Origin of the sequence: Candidatus Pantoea floridensis (assembly GCF_900215435.1) — a bacterium.
GTDB classification, from domain to species: Bacteria; Pseudomonadota; Gammaproteobacteria; order Enterobacterales; family Enterobacteriaceae; genus Pantoea; species Pantoea floridensis.
Map to the genome: position 1 here is coordinate 300508 of NZ_OCMY01000001.1, position 25686 is coordinate 326193.

At 52.8% G+C, this 25686-nt stretch carries 24 protein-coding genes and 3 tRNA genes; 8 read left to right on the top strand and 19 right to left on the bottom strand.

Annotated features, from left to right (window positions below; genetic code table 11):
* The first annotated feature begins 13 nt into the window (after window positions 1-13).
* Both CRO19_RS01515 and CRO19_RS01520 read left to right on the top strand, forming a co-directional pair.
* Window positions 14-280, top strand: a complete 267-nt coding sequence (locus CRO19_RS01515; protein WP_097094286.1) for a hypothetical protein — start codon at window positions 14-16, stop codon at window positions 278-280.
* 119 nt (window positions 281-399) lie between these two features.
* Window positions 400-798, top strand: coding sequence for a MysB family protein (locus CRO19_RS01520; RefSeq protein ID WP_097094287.1), 399 nt, complete (start codon window positions 400-402; stop codon window positions 796-798).
* 3 nt (window positions 799-801) lie between these two features.
* Here CRO19_RS01520 and CRO19_RS01525 read toward each other — a convergent pair whose 3' ends face one another.
* The 3 genes from CRO19_RS01525 to CRO19_RS01535 all read right to left on the bottom strand — a co-directional run bounded on the left by CRO19_RS01525 (window position 802) and on the right by CRO19_RS01535 (window position 5263).
* Window positions 802-1041 (bottom strand): YceK/YidQ family lipoprotein, encoded by a 240-nt coding sequence (locus CRO19_RS01525; protein WP_097094288.1) that lies wholly within the window; start codon window positions 1039-1041, stop codon window positions 802-804.
* A gap of 144 nt (window positions 1042-1185) precedes the next feature.
* Window positions 1186-3735 carry a glucans biosynthesis glucosyltransferase MdoH gene (gene mdoH, locus CRO19_RS01530; RefSeq protein ID WP_097094289.1) on the bottom strand — a complete coding sequence of 850 codons (2550 nt, stop codon included), beginning with the start codon at window positions 3733-3735 and terminating at the stop codon, window positions 1186-1188.
* Entirely contained in the window at window positions 3728-5263 is a 1536-nt protein-coding gene (locus CRO19_RS01535; RefSeq protein WP_176519187.1) for a glucan biosynthesis protein, read from the bottom strand. Before CRO19_RS01535 ends, mdoH begins: the two co-directional genes overlap by 8 nt.
* Before the next feature lie 278 nt (window positions 5264-5541).
* Between CRO19_RS01535 and mdoC the strand changes: the two genes are divergently transcribed.
* Window positions 5542-6666, top strand: a complete 1125-nt coding sequence (gene mdoC / locus CRO19_RS01540) for a glucans biosynthesis protein MdoC (protein WP_097094291.1) — start codon at window positions 5542-5544, stop codon at window positions 6664-6666.
* Between the two features lie 31 nt (window positions 6667-6697).
* Here the strand turns inward: mdoC and CRO19_RS01545 are convergent, their stop codons facing one another.
* A complete protein-coding gene (locus CRO19_RS01545) occupies window positions 6698-8161 on the bottom strand; it encodes a phospholipase D-like domain-containing protein (RefSeq protein ID WP_097094292.1) in 1464 nt (487 codons plus the stop codon).
* Between the two features lie 153 nt (window positions 8162-8314).
* On the opposite strand from CRO19_RS01545, the gene CRO19_RS01550 reads away from it, so the two are divergent.
* Window positions 8315-9463: a glycoside hydrolase family 1 protein gene (locus CRO19_RS01550; RefSeq protein WP_097094293.1), complete on the top strand. Its 1149-nt coding sequence runs from the start codon at window positions 8315-8317 to the stop codon at window positions 9461-9463.
* Here the strand turns inward: CRO19_RS01550 and CRO19_RS26035 are convergent.
* The 7 genes from CRO19_RS26035 to CRO19_RS01575 form a co-directional block, all read right to left on the bottom strand.
* The gene (locus CRO19_RS26035; protein ID WP_176519118.1) at window positions 9460-9633 is read right to left on the bottom strand and encodes a hypothetical protein; all 174 of its coding nucleotides are present in this window, start codon (window positions 9631-9633) and stop codon (window positions 9460-9462) included. The two genes, CRO19_RS01550 and CRO19_RS26035, sit on opposite strands and share 4 nt — an antisense overlap.
* A gap of 39 nt (window positions 9634-9672) precedes the next feature.
* Window positions 9673-9816 carry a hypothetical protein gene (locus CRO19_RS26040; protein WP_007893692.1) on the bottom strand — a complete coding sequence of 48 codons (144 nt, stop codon included), beginning with the start codon at window positions 9814-9816 and terminating at the stop codon, window positions 9673-9675.
* A 130-nt stretch (window positions 9817-9946) separates the two neighbouring features.
* Window positions 9947-12148 (bottom strand): TonB-dependent receptor, encoded by a 2202-nt coding sequence (locus tag CRO19_RS01555; protein ID WP_097094294.1) that lies wholly within the window; start codon window positions 12146-12148, stop codon window positions 9947-9949.
* Window positions 12149-12380: 232 nt separating this feature from the next.
* Complete coding sequence (locus tag CRO19_RS01560; RefSeq protein WP_097094295.1) at window positions 12381-13751, bottom strand: efflux transporter outer membrane subunit; 1371 nt, start codon at window positions 13749-13751, stop codon at window positions 12381-12383.
* A complete protein-coding gene (locus CRO19_RS01565) occupies window positions 13748-14839 on the bottom strand; it encodes an HlyD family secretion protein (protein WP_097094296.1) in 1092 nt (363 codons plus the stop codon). Before CRO19_RS01565 ends, CRO19_RS01560 begins: the two co-directional genes overlap by 4 nt.
* Entirely contained in the window at window positions 14836-16506 is a 1671-nt protein-coding gene (locus CRO19_RS01570; protein ID WP_097097556.1) for an MFS transporter, read from the bottom strand. The genes CRO19_RS01565 and CRO19_RS01570 overlap by 4 nt, the downstream gene beginning before the upstream one ends.
* Window positions 16507-16508: 2 nt before the next feature.
* Window positions 16509-16940: a MarR family winged helix-turn-helix transcriptional regulator gene (locus CRO19_RS01575; protein WP_097094297.1), complete on the bottom strand. Its 432-nt coding sequence runs from the start codon at window positions 16938-16940 to the stop codon at window positions 16509-16511.
* Between the two features lie 485 nt (window positions 16941-17425).
* Here CRO19_RS01575 and CRO19_RS01580 point away from each other — a divergent pair, with 485 nt between their 5' ends.
* The 3 genes from CRO19_RS01580 (at window position 17426) to CRO19_RS26045 (ending at window position 19667) form a co-directional block, all read left to right on the top strand.
* Window positions 17426-17683: a biofilm/acid-resistance regulator YmgB/AriR gene (locus tag CRO19_RS01580; RefSeq protein WP_097094298.1), complete on the top strand. Its 258-nt coding sequence runs from the start codon at window positions 17426-17428 to the stop codon at window positions 17681-17683.
* A gap of 151 nt (window positions 17684-17834) precedes the next feature.
* The gene (locus CRO19_RS01585) at window positions 17835-19334 is read left to right on the top strand and encodes a SulP family inorganic anion transporter (protein ID WP_097094299.1); all 1500 of its coding nucleotides are present in this window, start codon (window positions 17835-17837) and stop codon (window positions 19332-19334) included.
* A 162-nt stretch (window positions 19335-19496) separates the two neighbouring features.
* Window positions 19497-19667, top strand: a complete 171-nt coding sequence (locus CRO19_RS26045) for a hypothetical protein (RefSeq protein ID WP_007887299.1) — start codon at window positions 19497-19499, stop codon at window positions 19665-19667.
* A 127-nt stretch (window positions 19668-19794) separates the two neighbouring features.
* Here CRO19_RS26045 and CRO19_RS01590 read toward each other — a convergent pair.
* The 6 genes from CRO19_RS01590 to uvrY form a co-directional block, all read right to left on the bottom strand.
* Window positions 19795-19880, bottom strand: a tRNA-Leu gene (locus CRO19_RS01590).
* A gap of 11 nt (window positions 19881-19891) precedes the next feature.
* Window positions 19892-19965 (bottom strand) — tRNA-Cys (locus CRO19_RS01595).
* Between the two features lie 42 nt (window positions 19966-20007).
* Window positions 20008-20083, bottom strand: a tRNA-Gly gene (locus CRO19_RS01600).
* Window positions 20084-20284: 201 nt separating this feature from the next.
* Window positions 20285-20833 (bottom strand): CDP-diacylglycerol--glycerol-3-phosphate 3-phosphatidyltransferase, encoded by a 549-nt coding sequence (gene pgsA / locus CRO19_RS01605; protein WP_008102316.1) that lies wholly within the window; start codon window positions 20831-20833, stop codon window positions 20285-20287.
* Window positions 20834-20901: 68 nt separating this feature from the next.
* On the bottom strand, window positions 20902-22734 hold the full coding sequence (gene uvrC / locus CRO19_RS01610) for an excinuclease ABC subunit UvrC (protein WP_097094300.1): 1833 nt from the start codon (window positions 22732-22734) through the stop codon (window positions 20902-20904).
* A complete protein-coding gene (gene uvrY, locus CRO19_RS01615) occupies window positions 22727-23386 on the bottom strand; it encodes a UvrY/SirA/GacA family response regulator transcription factor (protein WP_097094301.1) in 660 nt (219 codons plus the stop codon). The genes uvrC and uvrY overlap by 8 nt, the downstream gene beginning before the upstream one ends.
* A 431-nt stretch (window positions 23387-23817) precedes the next feature.
* On the opposite strand from uvrY, the gene CRO19_RS01620 reads away from it, so the two are divergent.
* On the top strand, window positions 23818-24045 hold the full coding sequence (locus CRO19_RS01620) for a DUF2594 family protein (protein WP_007887303.1): 228 nt from the start codon (window positions 23818-23820) through the stop codon (window positions 24043-24045).
* Window positions 24046-24077: 32 nt separating this feature from the next.
* On the opposite strand, the gene CRO19_RS01625 is transcribed toward CRO19_RS01620, so the two are convergent.
* On the bottom strand, window positions 24078-24689 hold the full coding sequence (locus tag CRO19_RS01625) for an acyl-homoserine-lactone synthase (protein ID WP_008102322.1): 612 nt from the start codon (window positions 24687-24689) through the stop codon (window positions 24078-24080).
* A 121-nt stretch (window positions 24690-24810) separates the two neighbouring features.
* Window positions 24811-25533 (bottom strand): autoinducer binding domain-containing protein, encoded by a 723-nt coding sequence (locus CRO19_RS01630; protein WP_097094302.1) that lies wholly within the window; start codon window positions 25531-25533, stop codon window positions 24811-24813.
* Window positions 25534-25686: the final 153 nt, after the last annotated feature.

Below are 25686 nucleotides of genomic sequence, written 5' to 3' on the forward strand. Positions count from 1 at the left end.
AGGAAACTATAAAATGAATAAAGGCATCTATTACTATGTCACGATCAGTACCGATCATGAAGGCTATCATCTTCTACATCGCAAAGAGTGTAAACGCCTGCCGGTTAAAGAGGATATGGTTTTTATTGGCACCCTCTATAATTTAAATCAGGCGCTTTCGACAGCACGCATTAATTTCAAAAAAGTCAAACCCTGTATTAAATGTTGTATCCGCTACTCGGCTCCAATTATTCATGAATCAGTCCGTCCTGTATTACATTTTCCGCAGAAAATAGCCTGACCTGTTGGGCGGTTGAATTTCAATCAACCGCCCAATCAATATTTGCTCTTTGCCCTTCACTTCGTGATTTTTCGTCTATCCTTCTGTGAAATCCCTTTTTAACAGACATGGAGTTGATGATGAGCCTGTATAGCACCCTGGAAGAAGCCATTGAAGCCGCACGTGAAGAGTTTCTCGCCAGCCAACCTGACATCGCCGAAGACGATGCCAGCGTCAGCCAGTTTGCACTACAGAAGTATGTGATGCAGGACGGCGACATTATGTGGCAGGCAGAATTTTTCGCAGAAGAGGATGGGCAAGGTGAATGCCTGCCGATCTCCAGCGGAGAAGCCGCACAAGCGGTGTTTGACGGCGATTACGATGAAGTCGAACTGCGTCAGGAGTGGCAAGCAGAAAACACCCTGCATGAGTGGGATGAAGGCGAATTCCAGCTTGAACCACCGCGTGACCTGGAAGAAGGCGAAGCGGCGGCGCAAGAGTGGGAAGACGATAACAGCCCCTCGGACAACCTGTCTTAAAGGTTATTCGTACGGGCCATGGCTAGCATCAACGGGCAGCAAAAGTGTGTCCATTACTAATGAGAGCGGAAGATCGAGAATGGTTAGCACGCGCCAGGGTCCGTCACGAACATCCCATTGCACGCCGGGATAATATTGATTGCCGTGCCCCTGCCCGGGAATAGTACGGCTAATAATGCTGCCACAGCCGGTAAGTAATAGGATAGCGGCGCTAAGCGCGGCGACTTTCAGGAAATAATTCACAACGTTTACTCACAATGAACGGGTGCCAGTTTAAACGCCTGTGAGGTGAAATAACCACACCTTCAGACGTAAAGATTACGTTAATCCAGCCAGATTAAAGACGAAAAAAAAGCGGCATTTCTGCCGCTTTTTACTTTTCTATCCTTAACGCTGTGGCAGCGCTTCAGGATTGAGCTTCAGCTTTTGATAGCTTTCTACCCACTGATGATATTTGTCCGCACTTTCCCACAGGCGTGAGTGTACGCGTGCCAGAACCACCGGATCGCTGATCAGCTGCAAACGCTGCTCGCGGTTCAGTTTTTCTGGTGCGTCACTCAGTGCCTGATCAACACGACGATCGCGTGCATGGTCCAGCAAATCGCTCTGCTTGTGACGTGAGGTGGCCATTGCCGTCGCCAGAGCGTTAAACGCGGGATTGAACAGCGCGTGCATAAAGCCATTTTTCAGCGCACGTTGACGGTTAATCTGCAGATAATGATCGGTATCGACCAACTCTTTCGGCGGCTCATACTCTTCCGGAATCAGGAACAGTTTGGCGTTCTTACTCTTCTGCCCTACCGTGGCACGGCTCGACATCACCGAAACAAACGGCGACAGAATAAGTGAGAAGACAATCGGCGACAGCCACCACAGGAAGTTGAGATCGAGCAAGCCCATGCCGCCCGCCCACACCAGACCTAATAGCATCTGCGAACCATGGCGACGGAAGGCTTCACCCCACGGCGTGGCGTCGTCGTCACGCTGCGGCGAATTCCACACCACTTCCCAACCGAGGAACGCGCTGACCACGAACACGGTGTGGAACAGCATGCGCACCGGTGCTAACAGCACCGAGAACAGCATCTCCAGAATCAGCGAGCAGAACAAGCGGATGGCACCACCGTAAGGTTTTGCGCCTTTAAACCAGATCAGCACCACGCTCAGCAACTTCGGCAGGAACAGCAGAACCAGCGTAGTTGAGAACAGCGCAATCGCCAGGTCCGGTCGCCACTGCGGCCACACTGGGAACAATTGGCGCGGCTGCAGGAAGTAGGTCGGTTCCATCAGCGTATGCACCACCTGTAAGGCGGTGGAAAGCGCGAGGAACATAAACCATAGCGGCGCAGACAGATAGGACATCACGCCCGTCAGGAATACCGCGCGGTGAACCGGATGCATACCTTTCACCAGGAACAAGCGGAAGTTCATGAGGTTGCCGTGACACCAGCGACGGTCGCGCTTGAGCTCATCCAGCAGGTTCGGCGGCAATTCTTCATAGGAACCCGGCAGGTCGTAGGCGATCCATACACCCCAGCCTGCACGACGCATCAGCGCCGCCTCGACGAAGTCATGTGAAAGGATGGAACCGGCGAAAGAACCTTCTCCTGGCAGCGGTGCTAACGCACAGTGTTCGATGAAGGGCTTCACACGAATAATGGCGTTGTGGCCCCAGTAATGTGATTCACCCAGTTGCCAGAAGTGCAAGCCGGCGGTAAACAGCGGGCCATACACACGCGTGGCAAACTGCTGACAGCGCGCATACAGCGTATCCATGCCTGACGCTTTTGGCGACGACTGGATAATACCGGCGTTCGGGTTGGCTTCCATCATGCGTACCAGACCGGTAAGACACTCACCGCTCATCACGCTGTCGGCATCCAGCACCACCATGTAGCTGTAGTTGCTGCCCCAGCGGCGGCAGAAGTCATCGATATTGCCGCTTTTACGCTTCACACGACGACGACGACGGCGATAGAAAATCTTACCTGCACCGCCGACATCACGCACCAGCTCCATCCAGGCTTTTTGCTCGGCGATAGCGATATCCGCATCGTAGCTGTCGCTCAGAATGTAAACGTCAAAGTGCTCGGCATTGCCGGTACGTTTGACCGATTCCCAGGTCGCACGCAGGCCGGCAAACACACGCTCAACGTCTTCATTACAGATTGGCATGATCAGCGCCGTACGGTGTTCCGGATTCAGCGGTTCATCACCGGTGGTTGAATACGAAATACTGTATTTATCACGCCCAATCAGCAACTGCAGGAAGCCCATCAGCGCGGTCCAGAAACCGGCAGAAACCCAGCAGAACAAAATGGCAAACAGGAACAGAATCCCGGTCTGCAAAATGTAAGGCAGGATCAGCTCAACTGACTGCAACCAGTTCTGGTTAAACATCTCGATGGGATCGATCAGCGTCCAGCCCTGATAGGGCAGAATGGTTTTCATGTACCAGGTAGCCACGACGGTTTGCAGAATCGTCAGAATCAGCAGCACATAACGGCGCATGGAACCCACGTGACGCCACTTATCTTCGGTTTTCTGCTCTTCCACCGAAGCATAGCGCGGCGTGGATTTCTTACCACGTACCGAATCCCAGGCGCGCGCAATGGGATTAGTACGCCACACCTCAGGGAACATCAGCGAACGCTTCACCTTTGGCATGGCCTTTAGCGTGGTGCGATCGAGATAATCCTTGCTCAGCTGTTGACCCTCCGCCAACGAGTCAGGCCAGGCCATTTGCACACGGGACGAGACCGATTTCAGCGGCGCATCGTCCGGACGCTCGCTGGCGGCGATATCCTGCCCCAGCGTCGAATGAATAGCGTGGAACGCCTGCGCATTCTGGAGTGAATCGCTCAGACGGGCACGCCCTGCCGCATCAAGCGGCAGGGCCTCCACGTAGGATTGAGGTAGAAATATCGATTTATTCATTGGCAGGTAGCTGATAGCTCCAGGTTTCCGTCAATGTCTTGTCGCCGCTCACCAGCGCTGCGCGCATCTCGGTTGGCTGCTTGTTATCTTTCACACGCAGACGCAACACTAAACGCCAGCCTTTGGTCACCGGATTGTAGCGAACGCTTTGCTCAACCACATCAGCGTTATTACCCACGCTAACCTGCGGAGCCACTTGCGTATCTTCCGGCAGCTTGCTCATCGCTTTGCCAACGAAATCAACGGTGAAGGCGATCGAACCGTCTGGCTGACGCACCAGATTCGACTGTTTAACATCGCCAGCGGAACGCAGCGTGTCTTTCACCCAGGCAATGTCGTCTGAGTGCAGCTGGTTCTCGTCACGGGTAAAGTGCAGACGATACTGGAAGTTCATCTCTTTGCCCGGCTCTGGCAGTTTTTCCGGCGTCCAGAAAGCAACGATATTATCGTTGGTTTCATCGGCGGTCGGAATCTCTACCAGCTCAACGCGGCCTTTACCCCAATCACCCTGCGGCTCAACCCAGCCACTTGGGCGCAGGTCGTAGCGATCGTCGAGATCCTGGAAACGGCTGAAATCACGCGTGCGCTGCAGCAGACCAAAGCCTTTCGGGTTCTCAACGGTAAAGGTGCTCACCGCCAGATGTTTCGGGTTATTCAGCGGACGCCAAATCCACTCCCCGTTACCCGCGTGAATGGAAAGACCGTTCGAATCGTGCAGCTCTGAACGGAAGTTGGTCACCGGCGATGGCTGGTTCGCACCAAACAGGAACATACTGGTCAGCGGCGCAACGCCAAGCTTGCCAACGTTATCACGCAGGTAAACTTTGGATTGCACATCAACGGTTGATTCTTTGCCCGGACGGATGGTGAAGCGATAGGCACCGGACGCACGTGGCGAATCCAGCAGCGCATAAATCACCAGCTGTTTATCCTGCGGTTTTGGACGCTCAATCCAGAACTCCTTAAAGCGCGGGAACTCTTCGCCGGAAGGCAGCGCGGTGTCAATCGCCAGACCCCGCGCGGAAAGACCATACACTTGCCCTTCGCCAATCACACGGAAATAGCTGGCGCCAAGGAAGCTGGAAATTTCGTCGTCTTTTCCTTTTTTATTTAAAGGATACAACACCTTAAACCCAGCAAAGCCGAGGTTTTTGACTGAATCAGCATCATGCTTTACGTTGCCGAAATTGAAGTAGTCAGGGTTATATTTAATTTCACGCACGGAAGACGCGGTGACTTCATTAATTTTCACCGGCGTATCGAAATACATGCCCTGATGATAGAACTCAAGCTTAAACGGCGTGCGCAGTTTGCCCCAATAAGCTTTGTCGTGGTTAAACTGGATCTGCTGATAATCAGCAAACTTCATTTCACGAAACTGAGAGGGTAAATTGCTCTTTGGCGCTTCGAAACTTTTCCCTGCCAACGCCTTGGCTTGTTTTGCTACATCATCGATGTTAAACGCCCAACTATTGTTGGCATACATAGCCAGCAGAACTGCCGCGCCTACCCAGCGCATCTTTACCAGTCCCACTTTATTATTCACATTATTCAGCACATCCCCCCCTTTCGTGTGCTTAGATCAAACCCGCTTATCTTAAAGGATTATTCGGTTTTCCGACAGCGTATGTAAAAGATTGTTCCGCTGATTTGTAAGCTGAAAGTGTGCTTTTCGGATAATTAAACCCTGCAAAATCACCTACAGATTCACCTGATAGTATACCCTGTTTACAGCCGGTAGAATTTTCATTCGGCATAATCCGGTTTCAGGGCGAAACCGGCAAGTAAACTGACTATTGGAAGATTATGAGTTCAGCTAAACCCCAACGTGAATATTTCCTCGACTCGATTCGAGCGTATTTAATGTTATTAGGCGTGCCATTTCACGTCTCCCTGATTTACTCCACGCAACGATGGGCCGTCAACAGCCATGACGCCTCAATGTGGTTGACGGTATTGAATGATTTTATTCACGCCTTCCGCATGCAGGTGTTCTTTGTAATTTCAGGCTATTTTTCCTACATGCTTTACTTGCGCTATCAGCCGCAGCGCTGGCTGAAGGTGCGTCTGGAGCGCGTCGGCATTCCGCTGTTAACGGCGGTTCCGCTCATCACCCTGCCGCAGTTTTTCATCACCAAAAACCTCACCGATAAGATAGGTGACTGGAACCAATTTTCGCTCTATGACAAATACAACACGCTGATGTGGGAGCTGATCTCACACCTGTGGTTCTTATTGGTCCTGGTGATCCTGACCACGTTCGGGATGTTGGCGTTTCGCTGGCTGAGCACACAGCAGCGTCGCATTGATTATCAGCAGATTGGCTGGGGGAAACTCACGCTGGCGCTGCTGGCTTACGCGCTGGTTTGGTGTATTTTCCGGCGCGTATTATTTATTTTGGCTCCAGCCGTATTCGCCGATGGCCTGTTTAGCATTGCCGTGATGCAAACGTTGATGTTCTTGCCGTTCTTCATGTTAGGCGCGCTCAGTTGGAAACATCAGGCATTGAAAGCGCTGTTTGTCCGCTTCAATCCCGTTGTGTGCTTTGGCGCCATTGCGGTATTCATTGCTTACAGCCTGAATCAGCGATACAGCAGCGGTGAGGGCTGGCTTTACGAAATTGATATGCTTGTTTCGACGTTGATGGGATTGTGCATGCTGAATGTCTGTTTTAGCTTCGGCCACAATCTGCTGAACAGTCACTCTCCGCGCATCATGTATCTGGTTAATGCTTCGCTGTTTATCTATCTGGTACACCATCCGCTGACCATTCTGTACGGCATCTACATTACGCCGCACATTGGCAGCAACACGCTTGGCTTCTTCCTTGGCTTGTTGATGGTGTTTGGCGTGGCCTTTACGCTGTACGAAATTCATCTGCGTATTCCGCTGCTGCGTTTCCTGTTCTCAGGTAAGCCGCAGCGCAAATAGATGTCGGGCCAGCTAAGCTGGCCCGATTACTTTAGAGCAACCACTCCACGGGTAATCGCCACACCAAACGCACCAGCAAACGCTGCATTAGCGTGCACTGCGGCTCATGTTTATGCACCACTTCGCCCTGCTCTCCGGCAAACTCCACCCAGTTAACGCGTCCCCATTTATCCAGACGTAGCGTCCAGGCACGATCGCGCATCCCAGCGATAAAACGCTGATGGGTTTGCTGCGCCAGGGCTTCACTCTCAATGACCAGTCCCATTTCGGTATTTAGCACCGCCGATCGTGGATCAAAATTAAACGATCCAATAAACACCTTACGTTTATCTACGGTAAACGTTTTGGCATGCAGACTTGAACCCGAGTTACCGGTTAACCCGCGGTCATGCGGTGCGCTTTGCGGATTATCCTGCGGTTTTAGTTCATACAAAGCGATGCCGTGGCGCAGCAGCTTTTTACGCCAGCGCGCATAACCGGCGTGCACCACCGTAACGTCATTAGCCGCCAGTGAATTGGTCAGTACCGCAATTTTGACGCCGCGCCGCTTCAGCGCCAGCAGCTGTGCCACACCGGAACGCGTAGGAACAAAGTAGGCGGAGATAATATCAAACTGCTGCTGCGGCGTGCCGATGACCTCCAGCATACGCTGGGGCAGTAAATTGCGGCGTTTCGCCTTTCCAAGGCCTTTACGTGGATCGTCGCTCAGCAGTCGTGACGCCGCCCACGTCATATCCAGCTCGCCCTGCTCCATCTGGCTAATAAACGAAGAGTGCTTGAGTCGCGCCAGATAGCGCTCAACGGCTTCACTCTGCTGCCATTCAACCGGCAATCGCACCGCCTGATGCGCATCGCCGCTAACATCAACCACCTTGCGCAGCGGTGACACCGCTTTGCTGCGCCAATAGCGTTCAAAATCCTGCGTCACTTCATCGACGACTGGACCAATCGCCAGCACATCCAAATCGGTAAACAGCGGTTCATTGCCGGTACCAAAATACTCATCGCCGATATTACGACCGCCCACCAGCGTGGCAGCGCCATCCACCGTTAAACTTTTATTGTGCATACGCCGATTAAGGCGGGAAAAATCGGTGAGATAGCCAAGCGCACGTAGCGTACGGAATGAGAACGGGTTGAACAGGCGCACGGCGATATTGGCATGCCGATCGAGTTCGGCCAGCGTTTCATCCAAACCCGGCGTGTTGTTGTCATCCAGCAACAAACGCACCTTCACACCGCGCTCGGCGGCATCCAGCAGCGCGCTAAACAATAAGCGCCCAGACATGTCGTTGTGCCATATGTAGTACTGCACATCAATGGTGTGCTGCGCCATGCTCATCAGTTGATAGCGCGCTGCAAAGGCATCCAACCCGTCGTTAAGCGGATGAATGCCGCTCTTGCCAGGATGTAAGGCGCAGCGCGCGTCGACACCTGGCTTTAGCCCCCTGCCCGCTGGTTCTTTGGGCGGCAAAGATGTTGCTGCTTCACTCATAGTGAATCCCTGAAAGCTGTGGACCTATAATTGTTAGTATCGCCGCGCAGAGAAGCAATCAGAGCCTTCCACTTCTGCCCACTAGCACAACGTTTATTTAGTCTAGACTTAGCCAAGCGTTCTGCATCCAGCCTTCATCGTGAGGAGAGGATTATGACTCAGCAAACCCTGCGCCATCACCCTCAGCTGTTCCAAAGCTTCTTTCAAGGCAGTTTTCCCTGTTCCACTGCCTGTCGGGCAGGCGGACGCAGACTGGATATGGTGATCAGCAGCGGGCATGACATGCTGCTGGAAAAAGATTATGCCGCGCTAGCACAAGAAGGATTACGCACGGCGCGCGATGGTGCGCGCTGGCATCTGATTGAAGCCACACCCAATGAATATGACTGGCGCTCGTTTCTGCCCATGGTGCACGCTGCAGCGCGTCATGATGTGCAGATTATCTGGGAGCTGGCGCATTTCGGCTACCCCGATCATCTTGATATCTGGAAAGCCAGCTTTGTCGATCACTTTGAGCGCTTCGCGCGCGCGATGGCGCAGCTGATGCATGACGAAGGCGTTGAAAAACCGTTTTTTACACCGATTAATCAAATTTCATTCTGGTCGTGGGCGGGCGCCGACGTATCCTGGCTCGATCCTTATGCCAGCGATCGTGGCAGAGAATTAAAACGCCAGTTAGTCCGCGCCTCGCTGGCGGCGATGCACGCCATTCGAGACGTTTATCCGGATGCACGCTTTGTGTTGACCGATCCGCTGGTACAGGTAGCAACGCATCCCGATAATCCAGACAGTAAACCTTACGCCGACGCGCAGCATCAGGCGCAATTTGAAGCCTGGGATTGGCTGGCCGGACGCGATGCACCGGAACTGGGAGGCCGCGAGGATTTTCTCGATATTCTTGGCCTCAATTATTACCCCGATAATCACTGGTTCTTTTCAGGTGAAACCATTCCGCTCGATCACCCAACGCGTCAACCGCTGCACCGTTTGCTGATGCAGTGCTGGCAACGCTATCAGCGTCCCATGCTGCTGGCAGAAACCGGGGCCGAAGGTGATGCGCGTGCGCCCTGGCTGCGTCAGGTGAGCGAAGAAGCGCGGCTGGCGTTAGAGCACGGTGTGGCGCTGGAAGGTATTTCACTCTATCCGGTGGTGGAGTATCCGGCATGGGCCGACGATAGACGTTCACCAGGCGCGCTGTTTGGCCTGGGCGATCCTAACGGCAATCGCACTCTGCATGAAGCGCTGGCGCTGGAGTTACGCAGTCAACAGATTAAGTGGCAAAGCTGGCAGAAAAGGGATTAAGACTGCTGGGTGTTTACCCTGTTCTGAGGACAGGTTTGGACATCCAAGGTTGGATCCACCGGGTGACGCACGTCGGTGAGCCAGGTCATGGTGAAGAGAAACACCACGCCAATCAAACAGGCGGATAACAGGCCAATTATAGCGATCAGTTTGTCATCTCTGGATTCCATCGACATCTCCTCACAAACCTCCCTTTCCCGTTGCTGACGTTAACTCATCCACAGCGTAATCATCAGGACGAAGATTATAAGGGTAACCGACGTCACTGCAAGCACCACTATGGCGAAGAGCGCATCATCCAGCGGTTGGCGATAAGGTTCGTCGTGATCGTCAGGTGGTGCAGGTGAACTCATGGTGACTCAAACATAGGGCGAGTTTTCGAGCAGGATTGCCGAGGAGAGTGTAATGCAAAGTGCCGTAAGGTACAGGATTATTTCTCAACAGGATGATAACGGGGCGTGAAGACGCCCCGTTGGGTACAGATTAGAAATCGTAGCTCAATGAGACTTTTACGGTGCGTGGTTCGCCCTGTGACAAATAGGTGCCGCTGTCATCCACGTTTGCCCAATATTTCTCATTGGTCACGTTATCAACGCCCACGCGCCACACCATATCGTTCTGATTAACTTTCATGCGATAACGCAGCCCTATGTCCAGCGTAGTGTAATCGTCCAGTTTCATGTTATTCGCTAGGTCAGCGTACTGAGAGCCGGTGTAATTCAGCAAAGCGGTTGCGGTGAGTCCATCGACCGGTTTGATGTCGTACTCCGCGCCCAGCGCCGCAGTGAAGCGCGGCACGCCAATGGCATTCTTGCCATTTTGATCGCTGTCGCCCGTTTTTGTCATGTCTGGATCAATCCAGGTCGCGCTACTGTTGAGGCGCAGGCCCAGCACCGGTTCACCGAAGACGTTCAGTTCCACGCCGCGATTACGCTGTTCACCATTCAGCTGGTATACGTTGTTATTTTTCACGCCAACCGGCTGTTTGATTTCAAATAGCGCCAACGATCCGCCTACGCGACCAAAGTCCGCTTTTACGCCCACTTCATTCTGTTTGGCATGCACAATCCCGGTTACGCTGCCGTAGTTGCTGGTACCAAACGGTGCAGCAGTGCCCGGCGTCAATGATTCGGTATGGTTGGCATACAGCGAGATGTTTTCGGTGGCTTTATACAGCAGCCCATAAGCTGGCAACCAGCGACTGCTGTCAAAGCGGGTGCCGGCATCTTCCGCCCCGTCGTAACCATAGTTACGCACCACCACCTTCTGATGGCGAGCCCCCAGCGTTGCCAGCAAGGTGTCATCAAAGAAGCCCAGCGTATCGCTCAGCAGATAACCTTGTGAACGCGAGCGGTAAGTGGTCAAAGGATCGCTAAATTTGGTGCCGCCGGAGAAAACATTGTCCGGCTCGGTCACATCCTGCGGCTGGTAAATATTCACATCGGCATCATTACCCGACGACATGCGGTAACTGTTTTTGGCATTCGCGGTCATCGCCGAGTAACCAACGTTAACTTTATGCGTCACCGGACCGGTAGTGAAATCGCCACGCAGCCCCACCATGCCGCTCATGTTGTCTTGCACACGGTTGGTTCTGAAACGGCCAATAGTGGCGTTGCCTGCGCTATCCAACACCTTTGGAATACCGTAGTTGCCCACCTCATGCGTGTGCTGCGCGCCAAGTCCCGCATAGGCGGTCCACTGATCGGTCAGATCGTACTCGGCTTTCGCCAATCCGAATTCTGATTGAATATCGCTGAACACCCAGTTCTGGCTGTAGTTTTTCGAGTTAGACGGCACATCAGGAATGAAATCAATATTGCTGATATTGATGCCATTACGCGCATCGTGGAAAGTTTTCTTCTGATAACCCACGTCCAGCGACGTGCGCAGACGATCGCCACGATAATCCAGACCAAGTGATGCCGCCGTAGTCCGTTTTTTCTCGCCGTCTATCTCGGTGCCGCCTTCACGATTCACCGCATTCAGACGCACGCCAAACTGGTTGTTGTCGCCAAAACGACGGCCAATATCGGCGCTGCCGCCGACCTGCGAACCCGAGGTATAATCCACGCCGATACGCGTCAGTGGCGCATCATCCGCATGCTTTGGTTCAAGGTTAATCATGCCGCCAACGCCGCTCTCGGCCGAGCCGTTCAACAATGCGTTGGCACCTTTGAAAATTTCCACGCGGTCAATCAGCGAAGCATCCATTACCTGACGTGGCACAATGCCGGCCAGCCCGCCATAGGTCATGGCATCGCCATCCAGCTTGAAGCCACGAATGCGATAGCTTTCCGCGAAGTTGCCGTAGCCTTTCAGATTTTGCACGCCAGCATCGTTGCGCACCACGTCACCGATGGTTTGCGCCTGCTGGTCCTGAATCATCTTCGAAGTGAAGCCAATCACGTTGAACGGCACGTCCATCGCATTCTGTTCGCCCAGCATGCCAAGGCGGCCGCCGTGAGCCACCTGCCCATCAAGGTAAGCAGGTACCAGATCGTCGCCGCCTGGTTTGAAATCGGTTTGCGGTGCTGCGGTCACGGTCAGCGTCTGCTGTTCGTTCTTCGCGTCAGTTTGAGTTGTGGTGTTGGTAGTAGCAGCCATCACTGGCAAACAACCGGCGCTGACCATTACGGCCAACAGCGTCGGTTTCAGTCCGGGATTGAAAGGCGTGTTGCGCATGGAGATCCCCTAATGCAAACGTATTGATAATCATTATTATTGCGGTTTGCGATTATGCGCAGTCGAACGGCGAAAGCAAGAAGTTTCCTGAACTTTCCAGTTAAAAAAAGGTCCGTGAGAAAATAAGGCGGTCGACATAAAACGTGAGAAAAGGATTGTTAAGCAGGCTGTTATGCTGCCTGAGCTGACGCAGGCAGCTGAATAGCGGGGCCAAAATACACGATCAACGGCGTTACCCCTGCCAGCCTCCGCCCAACGCGCGATAAAGATCGATCTGTGCCAATAACAACGTATTTTTCACCGACACGATATTCAGCTGGGTGCTGAACAGCGTGCGCTGGGCATCCAGCTCATCAAGGTAGGATGCATAACCATTCTGATAACGGTTATGCGCAATGCGATACGCCTCCGCGACATAACTCTCCTGCTTCTGCAATTCTGCCAGCTGCTCCTGACTGCGGCGAATCGCATCCAGCGCATTATCCACCTCGGAGAAAGCGTTGCGAACCACCTTCTCATAGCCATAAAGCGCCTGGTTACGCGTTGCCATTGCCACGTCGACCTGCGCAGTAAGCGCTTCGCGATTGAGCAGCGGAGCCAGAATGCTGCCACCAATACTCCACAAGCGGAACGGATTATCCAATAGCTGATGCAGCTCGCTGCTTTGTAACGTGCCGCTGGCGGTGAGGTTGAGCGACGGGAGAAGCTTCGCCTGCGTTGACGCCAGCGAAGCATCCGCAGCCAGCAGTTGGCGCTGCGCTTGCACAATATCTGGCCGACGATTAAGCAACTGCGAAGGGAGCAGAGACGGCAAGATTTGCGGCTTGATATGATCGAACTGGCTGCTGCGCGCAATCTCACGTGGGTTCATACCCACCAGCACGCTGAGCGCGTTCTCCTGCTGCTCAATTTGATGCTGTAGCTGCGGAACCTGTGCTTTGGCCGTTTGGTATTCCGATGCTGCCTGCATCCATTCAAGGCGTGAGGTATAGCCAGTTTCAAACTGACGCTGCGCCAGATTAAGCGAATTTTCCCGCGTCGCCAGCGTGGCTTGCGTGACCCGCAGCTGTTCATCCAGCGCGCACAGGCTGAGATAGCCCGATGCTACCGAACTGGCGACGGTTAATTCGGCCGCTGAGGCGGCGGCACGCTGCGCATCCAACGACGCTGCGGCGGCACGGATGCTGCTGCTGCGACTGCCCCACAGATCAACCTCATAGTTAGCCTGCAGCAATCCCTGAAACACTGCGCTTTCATACGGCTGGCCGGTTGCCGCCGACAGTGTGCGCTGGTGAGTAGCGGCAACACCCGCTGACAGCGTGGGGAAATTATCGCCCTGCGCAGCACGCAACTCGGCGCGGTATTGATCGACGCGCGACCGCGCCATCAGGATATCGCTATTGTGCTGCAACGCCTGGCTAACGAGACGATTGAGGTTATCATCGCCGAAATGTTGCCACCAGCGCGCTTCTGGTGCCGCGTGCGGCCCCACCTGCTGACGCCAGTTATCCGGAATGGGTAAGGATGAAGGCGCTTTTTCGACCTCAGTGGCGCAGCCTGTCACCATCAGCGCCATGCAGGTGGCTAACAGTAGGCGCTTCATGGCGCTTCCTTATACGGCTCTGCGGCAGTATCAATCTCCACTTCCACCGACATGCCCGGGCGCAGCGCGTGCAGATCGTCGTTGAGAATCTTGATGCGCACCGGAATGCGCTGGGCAATTTTCACAAAATTGCCGGTGGCGTTATCTGGCGAGATAGCGCTGAACTCGGAACCGGCAGCGGGTGAAATAAACTCAACGCGGCCGTCATAATGCTTGCCGTCGAGCGCATCGACGCGAATGCTGACCGGCAAGCCGGGACGGACGCGCGCCAGCTGGGTCTCTTTCAGGTTAGCGATCACCCATTTGTTTTCAGGCACCACGGAGGTTAATCGCGTTCCGGCGGTGACGTAGGTCCCTTTGCGCACCGAGAGTTGGCCAAGCTGCCCGCTATCCGGCGCGATAATCCGCGTGTTGGCCAAATCGATATTCGCCAGTTCTAACGCCGCCTGAGCGCTGGCAACATCCGCTTGCAGTGAGCCGCGATTGACCACCACGGTTTGCAGATTTTGCTGTGACACGGCCACCTGCGCCTCCGCCTGACGCAGCTGCGCTTCGGCCTGCGCGTTGGCGGCGCGCGCCGCATCGCGCTCGCGTACCGACAGCGAGCCGTCGGCTGCCAGATTCTCCACGCGCTTGAGATCGAGGTTGCTTTTCAGCGCCTGGGCCTTGGCATTCTCCAGTGCCGCTTTGTTGCTAACAATGGTGGCTTCAGCACTTTTGCGCTGCTGCTGGTTATTGTTTTGCGCCGCGATTTTCATCTCTAACTGCGCCTGCGCCTGATGCACCCGCTGACGATAAATACGATCGTCGATGGTCATCAGCAGCTGCCCTTTGGTCACCGGCTGTAAATCCACCACGTCAACCTCGGTGAGATAGCCGCTCACCTGCGGGCTGATAAAGGTGACCTGACCGCGTACATAGGCGTTTTCCGTGGCCTGCAGGGTGCTAGTGAACGGCCATAACTGCCAGGCATACAAAATCACCAGCACGCCAACAATCACAATGCCGCTGCCGGCAGCAATGGAAAGAATGCGTCGGCGGTTGGTGCGCTCGCGCTCCGCAGCCTGAATATCGTCCTGTTGGCTCATGAATTCTCCGTCGGGTTTACTGATGATTTTGCCGCATCCATTTTTGTCTGACGCCAGTTGATATAGCGTAACCGCGACAGGCGGTACAACACCCATATCAGCGTGATGAACGCCAACGCAGCGGTAAGATAATAGGTGTCGTTATAGGCCAGCACGTTGGCTTGCAGCGTGGCCACCGTTTGCAGTTGACTGCTGCTTTGCGCGCTGAGCAGTACGTTATCCGCTAGCTGGCTGCTGAACAGCGCGCTGTATTGGCTCAGTCGCTCAGTGACGTTCGGATCAAGCTGTGACAGCTGATCGCCCAGCAGACTGGAGTGATATTTTTCGCGCCACGTCTGGAAAGTGCCAAGGATCGCCGCACCAATGAGCCCGCCGAGATTTTGGCTCATCCCGAACAGCACCACGAAGCTCACCAGATTTTTGGGCTGCGTTACCACGCCGCCAATCCCCAGCAGCATGGCGGGCGCGAGGAAGAACGCGCTGCCGAAGCCCAGCAAAAACTGGCTAACATAAAGATTGTTGCCGCGCGTCAGCGGGCTGGATTGCGCATCCATCAGCGAGGCAACGATCATCACCACCAGCGAGGCAACGATCGGCCAACTGAGATGCGTCGGTTTGATGGTTAAGGCGCTGGCAACCATGCCGCAAATCACGCCGGCGATGATGGCAAATGCCAGCCCGCGCATTTGATCGTTGAGCAAACCCAGCTGCTGCAGAAAGCCAACCGCGCCGGTGTTCTGTTCGGCCAGCAGGATGCGCATCATGATCATCACAATTCCCAGCCTTACAATCATGCCGTTGCTGAGCCAGCGCGTGTTAATTAACGGATTGGCGCGATTGTGCTCCACGACGATTGCCGCCACGATCAACACCAGCGCCAAAGCCAATGCCACGCCCAACCACGGCGTACTGAACCACCACTCGATACGTCCCAGCGACAGCACGGCGCACAGTAAAGCCATGCCGGGTGCCAGTAGCATGAAAGTGACAAAATCCATCTTCTCAAAGGCTTTGATCCGGTCGCCGGGCGGTAATTTAACCACCAGCACGCAACCCAGCGCAATCAGCGCCAGTCCGAGCTCAAACAGATACAATCCGCGCCACTCTTGCAGCTGCAGCAGCTCGGTTGAAAATAAACGTGCCAGCGGAATCGCCAACTGCGACGCGGTGATACCGATCACCAGCGCTTTAAGCCGATGCTTTGCTGGCCACGCCTGAATCTGATAATAGATGCCGAGCGAGCTAAGCGCGGCCCCCACCATACCGTGTGCGGTGCGGACAATGATGGCTGAGCTGAGATCGTTGGCGAGAATATGGAAGAACGCCACAATGACGTACAGCACTAAAAACGCTTCGGTAAACAGTCGCAGGCCAAACTGCTGGCGAAACTTCACCAACAGCAGATTAATGGAGATATTGCCCATCACATAAACGGCGGGCAGCCAGGCGATCTCATTGCTGTAGGCCCCAAAAGTGCCCTGCAGATTGGTTAGATTGGCAGAAACCAGCGCGTTACTCAGGGCGCCGGTTATCGAGATCAACAGCCCAATAATACCGAAGGCGATTCGCTTCGCAGGGGAATGTAGCGGCGTGGAAGGCGAGCCAGGCAACATGGGTTTCTCGTGCGGCAGCCATTCGCGCTGGGCATAAGGATTGCGCTTCGCCACGGTCACACACTTCCCAGACGTTCAAGCAGCTGCTGCAAAACCTTTTCGGTCACCGCCAAAGATTCGGGTTCGATATCCGCCAGCAGCTGCGCCCGCAGTGCATCGGCTTGCGTTTTCACTTCGGCAAATGCCACGTGGCCTTGCTCCGTCAGGATCAGCAGGCGCTTGCGTCGATCTTCAGGTGGCTGGACGCGCGCCAGCAGCGCCTGCTTCACCAATCGATCAACCAGCGGAACGACGCTGGCTTCCTCCAGGCCGAGTAGCTGTGCCAATGCCTTTTGCGTGGGTGGCTCTGTGGCGGTGGCGACGCTGGCTATTGCCATCCAGCTGCTCATGCTGAGCCCGCTCTCTTTTAAGCGACGGTCAACTGCCAGCCGCCATGCGTGAGCGGTAAGATGCAGTAAACGAGAAAAAGGTTGCGGATAGTCGCTCAAAACGTAGTGACCTAATGATTAGATATCTAACTAAATAAGTGCGTTATTATATGCGAAGGTGAACTGCAATGGAAAGTGTGCTGGCATCAGCAGCGCTCCTCGACGCACCAAATAGCGTTCCATGTCTCACATTCAGTTGTACAACGTTGGCATGATTTTAGTTACGGCTGGCTGCTTGTATAGATTTTACAGAATAAATTTAAATATAATTTACTGATAAATAACGATTAGCACAAATAGCTTAATATCAACATTGTACAAGTTGAGCCATATTGTATAACTTTACGTCCCGAGAGCCAGCTGATGGCTCCGTAACGAATGATGCACTTTGCGTCGCCTCTGAAGGTGTTGTGGATTTCCACCTTCAGAGGTGTCTTTTTGCGTTGGTTGATGAGTTGGGTCTTGCGCGCCTGTCCGCGTGTAAGTTTTTCCATCATGAAGCTGAAGGCAAATTTGCCATCAGACCGATTTAAAGGGCCTCACATATGCAAAACGCCGCAGCCAGCAGCAACGCCATCGCTGATTACTTTACCCTCGCCGGTAACAGCGATAGCACTGAAATGGAAGTTTTCGGGCAAATCATTGCCGAAATCCTGCAAGCCGGTACGCCGGTTTCAAATAAAGCGATCATTTCATCCCTGATCAATCGCCTTGAAATGGAAAGTGATGTGATTCAGCTGGATATTTATCGCCATCTGCTCGAATTAGTTGTCAATAAAACACCTGACGATCTCGCGGTCTGAAACCGGATTCCAGGGATGGAATCACCTTCTCCTCTCCCATCTTGCTAGCATCAGATATCATTGCCCGGTAACATCCTTCCCTGAATATTCCAACTGGTTACTGCCGTACCGCGACGGTATGCGCAACATAATAAAAGAGCCTGCATAATCTATGAGCCAACCAACTGAGCGCACCCCTGCGGTGGAGAGCGATATCACTGTGGGGCACGTATTACGTTCGCCTGCCCTCTTAACCCGTGAATGTCTGGCGGGAATCATTACCGCACTGGCGCTGATTCCTGAAGTGATCTCATTTTCGGTGATTGCAGGCGTTGATCCTAAAGTGAGCCTGGTAGCGTCGGTCGTGCTGTGTCTGACGCTCTCGATTCTGGGCGGTCGTCCGGCGATGGTGACCGCTGCGGCTGGTTCAGTGGCGCTGGTCATTGGCCCAATGGTGCATGCGCACGGTGTGGAGTACATTCTGCCGGCGGTGATTATGGGCGGGCTCATCCAGATCATTTTTGGTTTCGCCGGCTTATCGCGCATGATGCGCTATATCCCACGTTCAGTGATGATTGGCTTCGTTAACGCGCTTGGCATTTTGATTTTCTTTGCGCAAGTCCCGCACGTTTGGGGACAATCCACGCTGGTGTGCGGGCTGTTTGCCGTCACGCTGGCGATCGTCGTCCTGCTGCCTAAAGTATTGAAAAGCGTGCCGTCACCGCTGGTAGCAATTGTGGTGGTCACCGCCGTCGCACTGCTGCTTGGCTATCGCGTGCCTAATGTTGGCGATGAAGGCCCTATGACCGCCGGTTTGCCAGGCTTTACCACGCTATTGGTGCCGATCAATCTTCAAACGTTGCAAATTATCTGGCCCACCGCGCTGAGCATCGCTTTTGTTGGTCTGATGGAGTCGCTGCTGACCGCCAAACTGGTGGATGACATTACCGATACGCCATCCGGCAAGCGCCGTGAATCCTGGGCGCTGGGCGTCGGCAATATTCTTGCGGGCTTTTATGGTGGCATTGCAGGGTGTGCTATGATCGGCCAGACCATCGTCAATGTTGAGCTAGGCAGAGCGCGGACGCGCGTTTCCACGCTGGCGGCAGGTATTGTTTTGCTGCTGCTGGTTACCGGACTTAGCCAGATTATGGCGCAGATTCCAATGGTGGTACTGGCAGGTATTATGATGGTAGTTGCGGTGAAAACCGTTAACTGGCACAGCCTGCAACCCGCGACGCTGAAACGCATGCCGTGGTCAGAAACCTTTGTGATGCTGCTCACCGTTGCCGTCACCGTGTGGACCGGCAACCTGGCCATTGGCGTGCTGGTTGGCGTGATTCTGGCAATGATGCTATTTGCGCGTCGCATTGCCCACGTTATCCATGCTGAGCGTCAGCTGAGCGACGACGGAAAGCAGGTCAGTTACATCGTGCGTGGTCCACTGTTCTTCGGCAGCAGTAATGACCTGTTCGAACACTTTAATTACGGTCACGATCCTAAAACCGTCACCATTGACCTCACCCACGCGCAGATTTGGGATGCATCCAGCGTGGCGGCTCTCGATGCCATCGAGTACCGCTATCAGCGCCACGGGGCGATCGTGACGTTTGTTGGTCTGGATAATCGCAGCAGTGATTTTCATGAACGATTAACCGGTAATCTTGGGTAAAATTAGGATTGAGATGAAAAACGCCGAAAATTCGGCGTTTTTTAGTATTTCGCCAGCATTTAACTTGCGTAATTCGCCGCGGCTGCTTTGCTTATCTTGAGGGTCAATACGTTGATCTCTTTAAGATTGGTTAGCTAAGCGCTTATTAATAAGGAGCTACAGATGCAGGTTTTAACCAAAGCAGTATTGGTAACATTAACATTGGTATCGCTTGCGGGCTGTATGCATAAAAGTGACGCGGTCGGCGGTGATGGACGTCCACATGCACCAAGTAATCAGCCTGTTCCGGGGGCCAGCGAAGGCGCAGGACCGGTGGGACAACCGCAATCGTAACAAGGCGCCCGGCTTAGCCGGGTTTTTTATGGGTAAAAGGCAGACAACAAAAACAAAAAAACCGCCCTTGGGCGGTTACGACATTACTGCATATTGCTTTTTTATTCGTTTTATTCAACTTCAAATATGGTGCCCGGGGCGGGACTTGAACCCGCACAGCCATAAGCCGAGGGATTTTAAATCCCTTGTGTCTACCGATTTCACCACCCGGGCAGGGTGTAAATTGGAGGCGCGTCCCGGAGTCGAACCGAGGTAGACGGATTTGCAATCCGTTGCATGGCCACTCTGCCAACGCGCCTTTAATCTGATATGTAATCCGTTGGATACGAACTACTAAATTTGGAGCGGGAAACGAGACTCGAACTCGCGACCCCGACCTTGGCAAGGTCGTGCTCTACCAACTGAGCTATTCCCGCATAATCTCTGTATTTGAGTTTGCGACTGCATTGCTAACTCAACTACTCGATTCTGTTCTTTCTTCATCAAACCTGCTGATTTCATTCAGCTTCTTGCAGGCCAGCTGCCGTTCGATGCGATGCATTCTACTTATCTGACGCAATGAGTCAATAGAATTATCCACACACTGCGTCCGTTTGCTGCTTTTTAAATCGCATCGATCAGCTATCGAGCAAATCGCCACGTGCCGCGCTTAAATACTGGAACATTGACCAGAAAGTCAGCACCGCTGCGATATACAGCGCAACCACACCCACGCCGACTACCGTCGCCTCCGGACGCCACAGTAAGGCAAACAGTGAGAACATTTGCGCGGTGGTTTTTACCTTACCGATCCAGGAAACCGCCACACTGCTGCGTTTGCCAATCTCAGCCATCCACTCACGCAGCGCAGAGATAATAATTTCACGGGCAATCATGGTTGCCGCTGGCAAAGTGATCCACCATGCGTGGAAATGCTCAGCCACCAGCACCAGGGCAATTGCCACCAGCACTTTATCCGCCACCGGATCGAGGAATGCACCAAACCGTGTTGTTTGCTTCCAGCGGCGAGCTAAAAAACCATCAAACCAGTCAGTTACCGCAGCGATGACGAAGATCAGTGCAGTGGCAAAGGGAGCCCATTGAAATGGCAAATAGAACGCCAGGACAAAGAAGGGAATAAGTACGACTCGAAACAGGGTAAGACACGTCGGAATGTTAAATTGCATATGCCAGTAACTGTCTGGTGTGAGTAGGATTTCATGTATGTTCCTACATTGCCCACCCTGTTTCAATGTTAGTGTTTCAGTGAGTAGTATATTTTTTCTGCCAGAGCGACAGAAATGCCCGGTACTTTGGCTATCTCTTCCACGCTGGCATTCATTAGCGGTTGCAGCCCACCCATATACTTAAGCAGCTGTTGGCGCCGTTTTGGTCCCACTCCTTCAATGCTTTCCAGCGCACTGGTGTTCTTCACTTTGGCGCGTTTTTTCCGATGACCTGAAATCGCATGATTGTGAGAGTCGTCACGAATATGCTGGATCACATGCAGCGCTGGCGAGTCCGGAGGTAAAGAAACGCCCTCACCTTCCGCTTCAAAGAACAGGGTTTCTAATCCCGCCTTACGATCGCTGCCTTTGGCAACACCGAGTAAAATGGGACGATCTTTATCCCAAGGTACATTGAGCTCGGCAAACACCTGTTTCGCCTGGGCCAGCTGACCTTTACCGCCGTCGATGATAATGACGTCGGGGATTTTATCCTCTTCCAGCGCTTTACCGTAACGACGCCGTAGCACCTGATTCATCGCCGCATAATCATCGCCCGGCGTAATGCCTTCAATGTTATAACGGCGATAATCCGAGCGCAGCGGGCCATCGCGGTTGAATACCACGCATGAAGCGATAGTCTGCTCGCCCATGGTATGGCTGATGTCGAAGCACTCCATCCGATTGATGCTGTCGAGCTCAAGAAATTTCGCCAGCGCCGCCAGACGCTGCTGAATAGTAGAGTGTTGTGACAGTTTGGTGGTCAACGCTGTCGCCGCGTTGGTGCGCGCCAGCTTAAGATAGCGCGCGCGGTCACCACGCGGTTTACTCTGAATATTGACTTTGCGTCCCGCCAGGGCGCTGAGCGACTCGGCCAGCAATTCGCGCTCGGGCAGGTAAAAGTCCAGCAGGATTTCAGCCGGTAAGGTGCGCGCTTCGCTGCCTTGCAAATAGAATTGGCCGACAAAAGTTTGCACCACTTCCGTGAGTTCAGTATCCGCTGGCACTTTAGGAAAATAGCTGCGGCTGCCGAGCACTTTGCCCTGGCGAATAAACAGCACGTGCAGGCAGGCCATGCCGGCATCAAATGACACGCCCATCACGTCAAGGTCATCACCTTGATTGGAAACAAACTGCCGCTCGGTAACACGCCGCACGGCCTGAATTTGATCGCGCAAACGGCCCGCATCTTCAAAACGCAACGCCTGGCTGGCGTCTTCCATACGTTTAACCAGCTGATTAATCACCTGATCATCTTTGCCCGCAAGGAACAGCCGCACATAATCGGTTTGCTGCGCATACTCCTCTTCGCTCACCAGGCCCGCAACACAAGGCCCCAGGCAACGCCCAATCTGATATTGCAGACAGGGCCGCGAACGGTTGCGATAAACACTGTTTTCGCATTGGCGAATAGGGAAAACTTTTTGCAGCAGCGCCAGTGTTTCCCGCACCGCGTAGCCGTTGGGGAATGGCCCAAAGTATTCACCTTTGGCATGCTTCGCACCGCGATGCATCGCCAGACGTGGATGGCTATCGCCGCTGAGAAAAATATAGGGGTAAGATTTGTCATCGCGCAGCAATACATTATAGCGCGGCTGATAGAGCTTAATGTAATTATGCTCGAGCAGCAGTGCTTCCGTTTCAGTGTGCGTTACGGTGACGTCAATGTTCTGGATGTTACTGACCAGCACTTCCGTTTTGCGGCTGCCCACCTGCGTCCGGAAGTAGCTGGTCAGGCGCTTTTTGAGGTCTTTGGCTTTACCAACATAGATCACCGTGCCGGCCGCATCGTACATACGATAGACGCCGGGTTGACTGGTCACGGTGCTGAGAAAGGCTTTGGAATTGAAAACGTCACTCACTACTGATTAATGGCTCCGCATTGAACAGGCCATGTCGAATGGCCAAATGCGTTAACTCTACGTCACCGCTGATGTTTAACTTGCTGAACATACGATAACGGTAGCTGTTAACGGTTTTCGGGCTGAGATTAAGCTGTTCGGAAATTTCCGTCACTTTCTGCCCGCGGGTAATCATCAGCATAATCTGCAATTCCCTTTCCGACAAACAGCTAAACGGTGATTCGGCTTTTTGTGGCTCAATCTGGCTCAGCGCCATCTGTTGAGCAATATCTGAGGCGATGTAACGCTGCCCCGCGTGTACTGAGCGAATTGCACTCACTACTTCCTGCGGCGCAGCGCCTTTACTCAGGTAACCTGCGGCACCCGCCTGCATGACTTTAGCGGGTAGAGGATTTTCGGTATGAATGGTCAACATGATGATGCGGATATCAGGGTTGTAGCGCACGATTTTACGCGTTGCTTCAAGGCCGCCGATACCGGGCATGTTCATATCCATTAACACGACGTCAACCGGATTGTTGCGACACCATTTCACGGCGTCTTCGCCACAGGCCACCTCACCTGCAATGACAAGTCCCTTCATATCTTCTAGAATGCGGCGAATACCGGCGCGTACCAGTTCATGGTCATCAACAAGAAGCAGGCTGATCAACGGGACGTACTCCGCAGGTTAGTGAAGGGAAATATATTATTGGTGAAACATCTTACCGGGTTTCAGGTGGAAAAAACATCTATCACACCAGATAAATCTCAAATGAAATGATGCAAATCAATTACATTGGTCTGTTAAAGGCATTTAAGGAAAAATGCATTAGCATGGGCAAATTATGAAGTAAAATTGTGACTAATATCATTATGTTATAATTTATAGCTCGATTTTATTGCGTTCTTCTGTTTGCCGAATAAATAACGGCTTATCCCCCTTTTCAATAGCGGCAAAATAGCACCAGGTCCAATTAAACCCCACGCGTAGTTTTACCGTTTCGTCTGCATTAAATTCGTTGAACAACCCTATGATATACTCTCTTCTTTACGCACAGGAAGAATGTGTCCCCATTGAGTAACACCACCAAGGAGCCAATTATGAGTGATGAAGATTTTGCAACTTCACGTGACACACAAGCGCTGGCAGACGAAGTCGCCTGTCTGAAGATGATGGTGACATTAATTCTGAAGGGAATGGGTCAAGCCGATGCCGGTAAGGTGATCATCAACATGGAGCGTTATGTACAGGCCTCTTTAGGCGATAAGCCTCAGGCGGAAGTGTTTAACAACACCATTCGTCAGATCAAAACCGCTTACCGCCAATAAGCAGTATGCCCCGCGCGCGATGCGCGGGGTGTTTAGCTGTGTGATTGCCAGTTCACCGATACGCCCAGCGACGGCAACACTTCCTCCGGGCTAAAGCGTCTTGTACCGCGGTATTTCTCCGCCAGTGCCGGTTGGTCAACCGGAATGCGAATAGCAAAAAGATTATCTTCTGATTGGATCAAGCCCGGAGACAGCGGCTCGTACACCACTTGATGCTGTTCAAACATCTTCTCCAGCATCGGCGTTGCCGAGCTGATTAAATACTCCATCCCGCTCAACTCGGCTAACTGTACCGAGTGCCACAAAATGCTTAACGGCAGCTCCGCATCCACTTCAAGGCGCGCCGAAAAGCGCGACATTTCCCACACTTTCTCCTGATCAAAGGGCAGAACAAACCCTTCTGGCACTTCAGGCTCATGCCATGGCAGCAGGCGTGCACAGCCGCATATCCCCTGACGCGCGTTCCAGGCGATCAGCCAGGTCACATCCGAACGATCAAAACGATCGTATTCCTGCCCAGGCGTACTTAATCTTGGTGGAATCGACCACCCTTCGCCGCGCGCAAAAACGCTATACCGATACGTTCCAAGTTCTGCCAATAGTGAGGACGGCATATCCTTCAGCTGTGTTTGAATTACTTTCATCATGCGCCTCTGACATCCCCATGTATGCAATGATTTATTTGAGCCAGCCTGGCAACATTGCGCGCAGGGTAGACAACTGACTGTGGAGAAGGAACTACTAAAATTGGTAGTTGCCTTTTCGCTAAATCAGGCCAATCGCTGCCGCATAACAGGCAATCTGCGTTTTATTGGAAACATTAAAACGCTTTTGCATATTCTTTTGGTGAAAATTCACCGTATGTTCAGATATTGCTAAAATAAGTGAAATTTCCGCAGAGGTTTTTCCTTCTGCCGTCCATTTCAGGATTTCCAGCTCACGCTGACTAAAATCACTCGATAAAACGACCATTGAATTGTCGTTAAGACGCTCTAACGCGCGCAAACTCAGTTCCGCCAGAAGATGCAGTTTTACTTCTAGCTGTAGGCGCAAATGCTGAGTCTTACTGTGAAACTGTGATGCAATAGATAATATACCAATGGTTCGATTTGGTGCCATTGCTGAGCAGGAAAAGCCACTTAGCAAACCTGCAGCGTTGGCTTCAGCCCATAAATTACCCGCATTGGTAAATAAATCGTGCGTCCACTCCACTCCTCTGCCCGGTCTCTGGCAGAGTAATAACACCGGATCGACCGCATAATAGTTCTCAGTTTCGTAGCGTTTCACCCAGCTTTCGGGATACGTACTAAACAAAAAGAGTCGTGGTCGGGTAAACGGCACCGGATGCTGGACCAAAAAAGCAAAGTAATCAAAACCCAGCATTTCAATCTGGGTTTGTAAAAGTGATTTCAATTGCATCACTTCTGTCACTGCCTGAAATTCATTTTCCATTTCGCCTCGCCAGGCGAAATAATTATCGGTCGTCATTATTGCCTTAGCGCTGTTTCACGCTTTCACGCCTTGTAATTTGTTCGGGTTAACGCAAAAAATAAATTAACTAGAGTAAAAATATTGATTGAAAAGAGAGCAAACCTGTAAGCAATGAGTAAAACCCTATTATTGTCAACGCGTTAACATCAG